The organism is Streptomyces sp. NPDC048521, assembly GCF_043199855.1.
Taxonomy (GTDB): Bacteria; Actinomycetota; Actinomycetes; order Streptomycetales; family Streptomycetaceae; genus Streptomyces.
On sequence record NZ_JBICWR010000017.1, the window covers coordinates 178,983 to 190,687 of the forward strand.

At 73.2% G+C, this 11,705-nt stretch carries 7 protein-coding genes; 2 read left to right on the top strand and 5 right to left on the bottom strand.

Going from position 1 to position 11,705, the window contains the following annotated elements:
- Nucleotides 1-15: 15 nt before the first annotated feature.
- Complete coding sequence (locus tag ACGFRF_RS32315; RefSeq protein WP_393746058.1) at nucleotides 16-2,493, top strand: glycoside hydrolase family 3 protein; 2,478 nt, start codon at nucleotides 16-18, stop codon at nucleotides 2,491-2,493.
- Nucleotides 2,494-2,511: 18 nt separating this feature from the next.
- Here the strand turns inward: ACGFRF_RS32315 and ACGFRF_RS32320 are convergent, their stop codons facing one another.
- The 5 genes from ACGFRF_RS32320 to ACGFRF_RS32340 all read right to left on the bottom strand — a co-directional run bounded on the left by ACGFRF_RS32320 (nucleotide 2,512) and on the right by ACGFRF_RS32340 (nucleotide 6,564).
- Nucleotides 2,512-2,985 carry a nuclear transport factor 2 family protein gene (locus tag ACGFRF_RS32320; protein ID WP_393746060.1) on the bottom strand — a complete coding sequence of 158 codons (474 nt, stop codon included), beginning with the start codon at nucleotides 2,983-2,985 and terminating at the stop codon, nucleotides 2,512-2,514.
- A gap of 186 nt (nucleotides 2,986-3,171) precedes the next feature.
- Entirely contained in the window at nucleotides 3,172-3,687 is a 516-nt protein-coding gene (locus tag ACGFRF_RS32325) for a flavin reductase family protein (RefSeq protein WP_393746062.1), read from the bottom strand.
- An 80-nt stretch (nucleotides 3,688-3,767) separates the two neighbouring features.
- Nucleotides 3,768-4,604, bottom strand: coding sequence for a daptide-type RiPP biosynthesis methyltransferase (gene mpaM / locus ACGFRF_RS32330; RefSeq protein WP_393746064.1), 837 nt, complete (start codon nucleotides 4,602-4,604; stop codon nucleotides 3,768-3,770).
- Between the two features lie 93 nt (nucleotides 4,605-4,697).
- Nucleotides 4,698-5,501 carry an SDR family NAD(P)-dependent oxidoreductase gene (locus ACGFRF_RS32335; protein WP_393746066.1) on the bottom strand — a complete coding sequence of 268 codons (804 nt, stop codon included), beginning with the start codon at nucleotides 5,499-5,501 and terminating at the stop codon, nucleotides 4,698-4,700.
- Nucleotides 5,488-6,564, bottom strand: coding sequence for a MupA/Atu3671 family FMN-dependent luciferase-like monooxygenase (locus ACGFRF_RS32340; RefSeq protein ID WP_393746068.1), 1,077 nt, complete (start codon nucleotides 6,562-6,564; stop codon nucleotides 5,488-5,490). Before ACGFRF_RS32340 ends, ACGFRF_RS32335 begins: the two co-directional genes overlap by 14 nt.
- A 160-nt stretch (nucleotides 6,565-6,724) precedes the next feature.
- On the opposite strand from ACGFRF_RS32340, the gene ACGFRF_RS32345 reads away from it, so the two are divergent.
- Nucleotides 6,725-11,705: beta-ketoacyl synthase N-terminal-like domain-containing protein (locus ACGFRF_RS32345; RefSeq protein ID WP_393746070.1), on the top strand; the 4,981-nt coding region annotated here is incomplete at its 3' end.

Below are 11,705 nucleotides of genomic sequence, written 5' to 3' on the forward strand. Positions count from 1 at the left end.
GTCCGGAGAGCCGTTGTGAACAGACGAACGTTCCTGTCCGCCGCCACCTTCACCGCGTTGGCCATGAGCATGGCCCCTGTCGTGTCCGAGCAGGCCGTGGCAGCCTCCGGTCCCGCCCCGCAGGACCGGGCCGAGGCCCTCCTGGCGACGATGACGGCGGCCGAGAAGGAAGCCCTCGTCCTGTGCGACTTCGCCACCGTCGGCCACCTGGGAATCCCGGCCCTGACCATGGTCGACGCCTCGGCGGGGCTGCGCGGCGAGAAGGGCGTCACCGCCTTTCCCGCGCCCGTGGCGCAGGCGGCCACCTTCGACGAGGACCTCGTCGGCCGGATCGGCCTGGCCATCGGGGCAGAGGGACACGCCAAGGGCTACAACAACCTCCTCGGACCCACCGTCGACCTCGCCCGGACCTGGCACTCCGGGCGGCAGGCCGAAGGCATGGGGGAGGACCCGCTGCTGGCCGGCCGGCTGGGCGCTGCCGCCGCGGTCGGCATGCAGAGCCGGCACGTGGTGGCCACCGTCAAGCACTTCGCCGCCTACACCCAGGAGACGAACCGCTTCTTCACCGACACCAGGGTCTCCGACCGCGCCCTGCACGAGATCTACTACGCACCCTTCCGCCGGGTGGTCGCCGCTGCGCCGGCCACCTCGGTGATGATGGCCTACCCGAAGATCAACGGCACCTTCGCGACGCAGCACCCGGCCCTGTTCGAGGACGTGAAGAAGGGCATCGGACTCCAGGGCTACACCGTGCCGGACTTCTGGGCCGGCGACGACCAGGTCGCCGCCGCCCGGGCCGGCATGGACCTCGCCGGACTCGGCCCCGCAGGCGTCAAGATCCCCGCCGGCGCGCTCACCGGCGGCGCGATACCGGACACACGCCTGGACGACGCCGCTCGTCGCATCCTCGTCACCATGTTCGCGAACGGCCTGTTCGACCACCCCGTCCCGGCCCCGGCCGACGACGTCAGCACGCAGGACCACCAGAACCTCGCGCACGAGGCCGCGGTCGCCTCGACGGTCCTGCTCGCCAACCGCTCCGCGACCCTGCCCCTGCCCGCCTCACTGAAGTCGCTCGCCGTCATCGGCCCGGCGGACGCCGACGCCTGCACCGGCGTCGCGGGCTCCAGCTATGTCGATCCCGGCACCTGGACCACCCCCGTACAGGCGATGCGCGCCCGCGCCGGCAGCACGGTGAAGGTCACGCACACCCAGGGCACCAAGGGCGACGTGCCGCTGACCACCGTCCCGACGACCGTGCTGCGCACCCCCGCCGGAACAGCCGGACTGACCGGCACCTACTACGCGGGCGCCGACGCCGCGGGCACCCCGGCCGCGACCCGGACCGACGCCACCGTCGACTTCACAGCCGCACCCGTCGGCGGCCTGCCGGGCGTCTGGTCGGCGAAGTGGACCGGCACCCTCGTCCCCACCACCACCGGACTGCACCGCTTCTCCCTGCTCCCCGCCGGCACGACCACCCTGAGGATCAACGGTGCGACGGTCGTCTCCGGCACCCGCCACAGCCGCCGCTTCTTCCTCGGCCCCTACGACTACCCCCTCCAGGGCACCGCCCAGCTGACCGCCGGCCGGGCCGTCACCGTCGAGCTGACCTACACCAACGCCACCGCTGACACCGGCAGTTGCGGCCTGACCCTCGGCTGGCAGCCCGACTCCCTCATCCCCGCCGCCGTCGAAGCGGCCCGTGCCGCCGACGCCGCCGTGGTGTTCGTCAACCGGGTGGCGGGCGAGGACATGGACCACGCGGCACTCGACCTTCCGGGCGACCAGAACCAGCTGATCACCGCCGTCGCCGCCGCGAACCCCCGCACGATCGTCGTCCTCAACACCGACGGCCCCGTCGCCATGCCCTGGCTGAACGACGTCGAGGCCGTGCTCCAGGCGTGGTACGGCGGCCGCGGCATGGGCACCGCCCTGGCAGCCGTCCTCTTCGGCGACAGCGACCCCTGCGGACGCCTGCCCGTCACCTTCCCCGCCGACGCCACCCAGGGACCGGGCACCACCACGGCGACGTACCCCGGCACCAACGGCTCCGTCTCCTACGACGAGGGCATCGCCATCGGCTATCGCTACTACGACGGCAGGAACCAGACCCCCCGCTTCCCCTTCGGCCACGGCCTGTCCTACGCCACCTTCACCCACGGCGCCCTTGACGCCGCGTACGACAAGAACGCCAAGCACGTGACGCTCTCGGTGACCGTCACCAACACCGGCGCACGCAAGGGCACCGAGGTCGTGCAGATCTACGCCACCCTGCCGAGCGCCGCCGCGGCCGAACCACGCCGCCTGGTCGCCTTCCGCAAGGTCACCCTCGCCCCCGCGACCTCCCAGCGGCTTTCCTTCACCATCCCGGTGCAGGACCTGACCGTGTGGACTGCCGGCACCTGGACCCTCGTCCCCGGCACCTACACCCTCACCACGGCCCGCAGCGCACGGAACACCACCGCACAGCGAGCCCTCACCCTGGGCTGACCCCAGCCCCGGCCGCGGCTACCGGGAGGCCGCGGGCGCGTCTTGGAGGGGGGCGGCGAGAGCGGGCAGCCGGCCCAGCGAGCGGGCGACACCGAGACCGTCCATGTAGTCCCGGACATGGGTGATCAGTCCGTCCCGGACCCGGATCACCAGCACGCTCGGGAAGGCGAACGGCGCGCCGCTTCCGGTCACCGCGCCGACGACCGTCTGCTCGGCGATGACGACCTCGGGATCGGCGGTGTCGTGCACCGTCACGTCGCGCAACGCGGCCGGCCGGGCCGGGCTGCGCTCCCAGGCCGCGCGGTAGCCGGCGCGCACCGCCTCGCGGCCGAGGTGACGCTCGGGCATCCCGGGGAAACGGAAGGGGAGTTCGTGCACCGCGTCCACGTCGTACAGGTCGGCCAGATCGTCCGCGGACAGGGCGAGCATGGCGCGGTGATAACGCTCCAGCACCTCACGAGGCGAACGACCGGCGGGCTGTGCGGTGGACATGGCGGTCACTACTCCGTTCACGGGGTCCCAGGACCATTCCTGGGGACGGAGTCTGCCGCGCCCTCCCCGCCGCGAGGGGGCACGGAGCCCGCCTCGCGCGGGGTTCACCCCCACGAGTGGCCGGACGGGTCGGCACCGCTCGAGCGACCGTCGTCGGCTCGTACTCTTGTCCGACGGCGCGGGTGGTCACCGGGCGGCCGGCAGCGGACCGGGGTGGAAGGTCCCGTAGCGGCCGCGGTGGAAGAGTAAGGGGGAGTCCGGCTCGCCGACCGACATGTGGTGGACCCCGCACAGGGCGATGACGTGGTCACCGGCCCAGTACTCGTCCCTCAGGGAGCACTCAAGCCAGCCGATCGCGCCCGTCACCAACGGCGCCCCGCCCGGCGAGAGGTGCCACTCGGTGCCGTGGAACTTGTCGGGGCCGCTGGCGGCGAGCCGGTCGCACACGGGCAGTTGGCGATCGGCGAGGATGCTCACCCCGATCCGGCCCGCCTGCCGGATCCGCGGCCAGCTGCTGCTGGTCTCCGCCACGCAGAAGGAGACCAGCGGCGGCCGCAGGGACACCGAGGTGAAGGAGTTGACCGCCAGACCTACCGGCAGTCCGGCGCCGTCCAGGCCTGCGACGGCGACGACTCCGGTGGCGAACATGCCGAGAACCCGGCGGAACCGATCGGGGGCGACGGCGTCGACGTCGGACGACACCGGCGCCTCGTCTCCCGGTCGGACCCGGGCGCCCGGCAGGGGCCCAGGCCCCTGCCCGGGCATCCGGCCGGCGCTCACCGTCAGAGGGTGACTTCGAGGAGCAGACGACGGCGGGCGCTGCTGCTCCTGGTGATCTGGTGACGGTTCACCAGCTCCCGCTGGCCGGCCAGCTTCAGGCCCTCGGCCGCCAGCTCCTTCTCCAGGGCGCCGAGCGGCGCCAGGTGCGTCCAGGCGGTGTACAGGGCGGTGTCGACGACCTCGCCGCTCTGGACCCGGTTGGCCAGGATGCTGGTGGAGCGCAGGCCGTCCGGTTCGATCCGGTCGATGAACGTGCACAGCACCGGGGAACGGTCGTCCTTCGTCGGGAAGACCGAGGTGTACTCGAAGGCGGCGGCCGCGCTCTCGAACCCGGCGATGTCCAGCACGGTCAGCAGGAAGCGGCCGTCCTCGGCGAGGTGCTCGCGCACACAGCGGAACAGTTCCGCGCGCTGCTCCTGGGTGAGGTTCCACACCGCCGTCGCGCCGAGCACGATCAGGTCGAACTTACGGTCCAGCGAGAAGTCCGTCATGTCGCCCTCGACGGTGCTCAACCGGCCCGCGTACTCCTGGTGCTCGGGCTCCCGCATCCGCTCGGCGAGGATCTCCAGCATCGACGGCGAGTTGTCGAGCCCGACCACCTCGAAACCATTCTGCAGGAACGGCAGGGTCAGCCGGCCCGAGCCGCAGCACAGCTCCAGCACCGGGCCGGGCCGCCCCTCGGCGGCGCTCAGCAGCTCCTCCACCTCGGCGTTGTCCCGCACGGTGAACGAGTGGTAGAAAGCCGCACCCTCCGAGTCGTACATGCCGTGCTGGTGGATCTTCCCGGCGAACAGCTCCACGAGAGCCGCCGCGGTGCCCTTGAGCTGGTATTCGGTCATGCTTTCCTCCGGTTGCCCATCGTTGATCGAGACCCTAGGCCGGGGCTCTTACAGGCGGCTTGGGCCTCGCTTAAGCCGCCCCGGCCGGCGGGGTCAGAGCCGGGAACGGGCCGGCAGCACACGCGGGTCCATGCTCAGCAGGACGCCCCGGCTGCCCCCGTCGACGGGGAGCGAGACCCCGGTGGTCGAGCCCGCGGCCGGACCGGCGAGATAGCAGATCGCGGTGGCCACCTCGTCCGCGGTGACCAGCCGCCCGTTCGGCTGGCGCCCGCTGACCGCGGCGAAGGCCGCCTCCGGGTCGGGCGCGGCATCGACGAGCCGGCGCACCCACGGCGTGTCGACCGGCGCCGGGGTCACACAGTTGACCCTGATGCCCTCGTGCAGGTGGTCGGCGGCCATGGCCGTGGTCAGGGCGAGCACCGCCCCCTTCGAGGAGCAGTACACGGCCGCGTTGGGCAGCCCGACGGTGGCACCCAGCGAACACATGTTCACGATGGACGCCCGCTGGGAGCGCCGCAGATACGGCAGCGCGGCACGGGCCACCCGCACCATGCCGAACACGTTGACGTCGAAGACCCGCTTCCACTCGTCGAGATCACCCGATTCCACGGTCCCCCGGCCGAGCACGCCCGCGTTGTTCACCAGGATGTCCAGGCCGCCCAACCGCTCGGCGGCCTCCGCCACGGCCGCCTCCACCGAGGCGTCGTCGGCGACATCGCCGTACACCCCGACGAGCGGTTCGGGAACGGCCGACTTCCCGTCCGCGTCCAGGGCGTCGAGGTCCAGACAGGCCACCGCCGCACCCCGGGCCGCCAGCATGCGGGCGGTCGCCAGCCCGATGCCGGAGGCGCCACCGGTCACCAGTGCGGTCAGCCCGCTCAGTTCACCGCTGCTCATCACGGTCCTCCCCAGCGTCGTCGGCGCACTTCTGGCGAAGCGCGTCCAGGTAGTGCATGCCCTCGAGCACCCGGTCCTCGGGAACCCCGAAGTCGATCAGGCAGGCGACCTCGTCGACCCCCGCCGCACGCAGCCGCCCTACGGTCTGCCTGCCGTCCTCGACCGTGCCGAACAGCCCACCGGTGTCGAAATAGCGGTCGAAGGAGCGCGCCACGAGGAACTCGCGGTCCTGCGGGGACAGCCGTTCCAGGTCGATGCCGCCGGGCAGCGCCGCCGCGGCCGTCTTCATGATCAGACCGATCGAGCTGCGCAGGTAGTCGCTGAACGGCTCGCGGACCTCCTCCCGGACCTTCTCGCGGTCCGAACCCAGCAGGGTGTGCAGCATCAGCGCCACGTGGCCGCGCGCCCCGGGACCGTGCGCGGCGGCCAGCTCCTCACGGTAGGCGGCGATGTTGCGCTCCAGGTCCTCGATCTCCTGGCCGATCAGATGGGTCAGCACGCCCGTGCCCAGCCGACCGGCCGTACGGAACGTGTCGGCGGAACCGGCACTCGTCAGCCACAACGGCAGCTCGGGCTGGACCGGCGGAGGGAAGATCTGCACCTTCGACTCCTGGCCCGCCCCGTCCGGGAACGCCACCTCCTGCCGCCCCCACAGCCGGCGCAGCGTCTCCACGGACCGCACCAGGACCTCCTTGCGGTCCCGGTAGTTCTCCGGACGCAGGACGAAGTCCACCGCGTGCCAGCCCGACGCCAGCGACAGGCCCACCCGCCCACGCGACAGGTTGTCCACCACGGACCACTCCTCCGCGATCCGCGCCGGATGATGCAGCGGAGCGACGACACTGCCCGCCCGGATGGCGATCCGCTCGGTAGCCACGGCCAGCGCCGCACCGACGACGGCCGGGTTGGGGTATTGGCCGCCGAATTCATGGAAATGGCGTTCCGGGGTCCACACCGCGGCGAATCCGTGGGTGTCCGCGAATTTCGCGCTGTCCAGCAGAAGCCGGTACCGGTCATCGGCCGCGGCCCCGTAGTCCGCGAAATAGAAGAGACTGAAGTCCACGAAACTCCTCCTACCTGGCGCGCCTGGTCCAGCAGGACCGTAGCCGCGGCCCCGGCACGCAGGGAACTCGCCTTTAGAGCGCGCCAAGAAGGGCTTTGGCGGGGCCGGTGACACTGACCCGACGATCGGTGATCGGCACCAGAGGGAGCAGTGAGCCACCGTGGCGAAGAACAACTTTTCCGACGGTTCCCCGACGGATCCGGTGGGTCCGGCCGAACAGGACGCGATCGCGGTGGTCGGCCTCTCCTGCCGGCTCCCGCAAGCCCCCGATCCGGCCGCGTTCTGGGAGCTGCTGCGGGCCGGCCGCGACGCCGTCACCCCGCCTCCGCCCGGGCGCTGGGAGGCCGACGCGCCGGGGGACCTCACCCCGGACGCCGTCACCGGTGCCGCCCGTGGCGGCTTCCTCGACCAGGTCGACGCCTTCGACGCCGAGTTCTTCGGCATGTCCCCGCGCGAGGCCGCCTCCGTCGACCCCCAGCAGCGCCTGGTCCTGGAACTGGCCTGGGAGGCCCTGGAGGACGCCGGCGTCCTGCCCGCCACCCTGTCCGGCAGCCGCACCGGCGTCTTCGTCGGGGCGATGCACGACGACTACGCCGCACTGCTCCAGCGCCGGGGCACCGGCGCCGTCACCCCCCACTCCGCGACCGGCCTGAACCGGGGCGTCCTCGCCAACCGGGTCTCGTACACGCTCGGCCTCAACGGGCCCAGCCTCGCCGTCGACACGGCGCAGTCCTCCGCCCTGGTCGCCGTCCACCTGGCCTGCGAGAGTCTGCGGCGCGGGGAGTGCGACCTCGCGATCGCGGGTGGCGTCAACCTCAACCTCACCCTCGCCGGCACGGTCGAGGCGTCCCGCTTCGGCGGCCTCTCCCCGAACGGACGCTGCGCGACCTTCGACGCCGACGCCGACGGCTACGTACGCGGCGAGGGCGGCGGCCTGGTCCTGCTCAAGCCCCTGGCCCGCGCCCTGGCCGACGGCGACGAGATCCACGGCGTCCTGCTGGGCAGCGCCATGAACAACGACGGCGCCACCTCCGGTCTGACCGTGCCCGACCAGGTGGCCCAGCAGCGGGTCGTGGAGGCGGCCCACCGGAGGGCCGGAACCCGCCCCGAGCAGGTCCAGTACGTCGAACTGCACGGCACCGGCACCAAGGTCGGCGACCCGATCGAGGCGGCGGCCCTGGGCGCGGCACTCGGCCGGGACCGTGCGGTTCCGCTGGCGGTGGGCTCGGCCAAGACCAACGTCGGCCACCTGGAGGGCGCCGCGGGCATCGTCGGCCTGCTGAAGACGCTCCTCAGCGTCCGGCACCGCCAGCTGCCCCCCAGCCTCCACTTCCGGACGCCCAACCCGCGCATCCCGCTCACCGAACTCGGCCTCACCGTCCAGCGCGAACTGAGCGCCTGGCCCCGCCCCGACACGCCGCTCATCGCCGGCGTCAGCTCCTTCGGCATGGGCGGCACCAACTGCCACGTGGTGGTGGCGCAGGCGCCTGTGCGGACGCCCGCGGGCGAGGACGCACGCACGCACCCGGCACGGTCCGGCACCGGCGCACCCGACCCGGCGCACGGCGGCCCGGACGCCCCGGTGGACCACGCCCCGGCGGACCACGAACCGGCGGACCCGACCCGCGGGACGGACCGGGATGCCGGCGCCGAACGGCCGGTCGTGTGGCCGTTGGCCGGGCGGGGGCCCGAGGCACTGCGGGCGCAGGCGGCCAGGCTGCACGCCCGTCTGACCGCCGACGGCGGCATGCCCGACCCGGCGTCCGTCGGGTACTCCCTGGCCACCACCCGCACCCAGTTCGACCACCGCGCGGCCGTCGTCGGCTCGGACCCCGAGCGACTGCTCGTCGGCCTCGCGGCCCTGGCCCGGGGCGAGGCGGCGCCCGGAACCGTCACCGGCACCACCGCGCAGACCGGCGGCCTCGCCTTCCTCTTCTCCGGTCAGGGCAGCCAACGGGTGGGCGCGGGAGCCGAGTTGTACCGTGCGCACCCCGCCTTCGCCGACGCACTCGACCAGGCCTGCGCCGAACTCGACCGGCACCTGGAACGCCCCCTCCAGCAGGTGCTGTTCGCGCCCGCGGGCACTCCCGAGGCCGCCCTGCTGGACCGCACCGGATACACCCAGCCCGCCCTGTTCGCGGTGGAAGTGGCTCTGTTCCGGCTCCTGGAGACCTGGGGCGTCACCCCCGGCCACCTGCTCGGCCACTCGATCGGTGAACTGGCCGCCGCCCACGTCTCCGGCGTCCTGGACCTCGCCGACGCGGCGACCCTGGTGACCGCGCGCGGACGGCTGATGGAGGCACTGCCCGGCGGCGCCATGGTCGCGCTGGAAGCCTCCGAGCGGGAGGTGCTGCCGCTGCTGGAGGGCCGGTCCGCGCAGGCCGACATCGCCGCCGTCAACGGCCCGCGCGCCGTCGTCGTGTCGGGCGACGAGACCGCCGTCGAGGAGATCGCCGCGGCCGTGGCCCGGCTCGGCCGCCGGACGCGACGGCTGCGGGTCAGCCACGCGTTCCACTCCCCGCACATGGACGCCATGCTGGAGGAGTTCCGCGCCGTCGCCGCCGGACTGACCTACGCTCCGCCGCGCATCCCCGTGATCTCGGACGTCACCGGCCTGCCCGCGACCGCGGAGCAGCTCGGATCAGCCGACTACTGGGTACGGCACGTGCGGTCCGCGGTCCGCTTCGAAGCCGGCCTGGCCACCCTGGTCCAGGCCGGCACCACCGCCTTCCTGGAGATCGGCCCCGACGGTGTCCTCACCGCCATGGGCCGAGAGTGCGTGCGGGACCGGAAGGCCGTCCTGCTGCCGACCATGCGCCGGTCGGCACCCGAGCCGGAGGCCCTGCTCACGGCCGTCGCGCGACTCCACGTCCACGGCCACGCGCCCGACTGGCACAGCCTCTTCGACGGGACGGGGGCCCGGCGCGTCCCCCTGCCGGGCTACGCGTTCCAGCGCCGGCGGCACTGGTACGGCGAGGACGGGGCCCGTCCGCTCGGGGAGCCGGCCCGCGGCACCACGGACGGGCACGGCGATGCCTCCACACCTCTGCCCGACTCCGCTTCCACGCCGGCCGCCGCCCCGCCGACCGACTCCGCCGCACCGGCCGCCGCCCTGCCGACCGACTCCGCTGCCCAGCCGGCGACAGGGGAGCGGGCCGACGCGGCGGACCAGGAACGGGCCATGCTCGATCTGGTGCGCTCCGCCGCCGCCCTCGTCCTCGGCCACGGCACGCCCGCGTCCGTCGACCCCGGCCGGCCGTTCCGGGACCTCGGCTTCGACTCGCTCCTCGCCGTGGAGCTGCGGGACCGGCTCGGCGAGGCCACCGGCCTCACCCTGGAATCCGGGCTGCTGTTCAACCACCCCACGCCCACCGAACTCGCCCACCGGCTGGCACAGGACCTGGCCGGTCCCGCCGGTCGGACGGAGGGTGCCGGTGGCGAGCCGCACGCGCCCACGGCCACCACGGTGGACGACCCCGTGGTCATCGTCGGCATCGGCTGCCGCCTCCCCGGCGACGTGCACGGCCCCGACGATCTCTGGCGACTGGTCGCCGACGGCCGGGACGCCATCGGCCCGTTCCCCGCCGACCGCGGCTGGGACCTGGACGCCCTCCACGACCCGGACCCCGAGCGGCCCGGCACCACCTACACCAGGGAGGGCGGCTTCCTGGCCCAGGCCGGCCACTTCGACGCCGCGTTCTTCGGCATCTCGCCCCGCGAGGCCGCGGCCATGGATCCGCAGCAGCGGCTGCTGCTGGAGACCGCGTGGGAGTCGCTCGAACGGGCGGGCATCCTCCCCGAGCACCTGCGCGGCAGCCGTACCGGGGTGTTCGTCGGCGGCACCGCCCTGGACTACGGCCCCCGCCTGCACGAGGCGGACGAGGAAGCGGGCGGCTATCTGCTGACCGGCAGCACCACGAGCGTGATGTCCGGCCGGATCGCCTACACCCTCGGTCTGGAGGGTCCGGCGGTGACGGTGGACACGGCGTGCTCGTCGTCCCTCGTCGCCATCCACCTGGCGGTGCAGGCGCTGCGGCGCGGCGAGTGCACCCTCGCCCTCGCCGGCGGCGTGACGGTGATGGCGACCCCAGGCATGTTCGTGGAGTTCAGCCGCCAGCGCGGACTGGCAGCGGACGGCCGCTGCAAGGCGTTCGCGGCGGGCGCGGACGGCACGGCATGGGCGGAAGGGGCCGGGCTTCTGGTCCTGGAGAGGTTGTCGGACGCGCGGCGCAACGGGCACCGGGTGCTGGCGGTGATCCGGGGCAGTGCGGTGAACCAGGACGGGGCGTCGAACGGGTTGACGGCGCCGAACGGTCCGTCTCAGCAGCGGGTGATCCGGCAGGCGCTGGCCGATGCGGGTCTGTCGGCGGCGGACGTGGATGTGGTGGAGGCGCACGGCACCGGTACGACGCTGGGTGATCCGATCGAGGCGGAGGCGCTGATCGCGACCTATGGTGCGGCGCGTTCTGCGGAGCGGCCGTTGTGGCTGGGGTCGTTGAAGTCGAACATCGGGCATGCGCAGGCGGCTGCGGGTGTCGGTGGTGTGATCAAGATGGTGGAGGCCATCCGTCATGCCGAGTTGCCGCGCACCTTGCACGTGGACGAGCCGTCGCCGCATGTGGACTGGTCGGCGGGCACGGTTCAGCTGCTGACCGAGTCCCGTCAGTGGCCTTCGGACGGTCCCCGGCGGGCGGCGGTGTCCTCGTTCGGCATCAGCGGCACCAACGCCCACCTGATCCTGGAGCAGGCCCCTGACGAGACGCCGTCCGTCGCCGCCCACGAGGTCGCGCCGCTGGTGCTGTCGGCGCGGTCGCCGGAGGCGTTGCGGGAGCAGGCAACCCTTCTGCACACGCACCTGACGGCGCGGCCCGAGATCGGGGTCGGGGACGCGGCGTACACCCTCGCCACCGCACGTACGGCGTTCAGGCACCGAGCTGTCGTCCTGGGTACCGATCGCGACGACCTGCTCGCCGGTCTCAAGGCCCTGACCGAGGGGCGGGACGCGCCGGGTGTGGTGGTGGGTGGTGCGGTGGGTGCTGCTCGTACGGCGTTCGTGTTCACGGGTCAGGGTGCTCAGCGGGTGGGGATGGGTCGGGAGTTGTATGGGGTGTTCCCGGTGTTCGCGGCTGCGTTGGATGAGG

What these genes read in the sequence shown, in the direction of transcription:
- ACGFRF_RS32320 (WP_393746060.1), bottom strand. Translation starts at nt 2,985, where the DNA reads ATGTCCACCGCACAGCCCGCCGGTCGTTCGCCTCGTGAGGTGCTGGAG.
- mpaM (WP_393746064.1), bottom strand. Translation starts at nt 4,604, where the DNA reads ATGACCGAATACCAGCTCAAGGGCACCGCGGCGGCTCTCGTGGAGCTG.
- ACGFRF_RS32335 (WP_393746066.1), bottom strand. Translation starts at nt 5,501, where the DNA reads ATGAGCAGCGGTGAACTGAGCGGGCTGACCGCACTGGTGACCGGTGGC.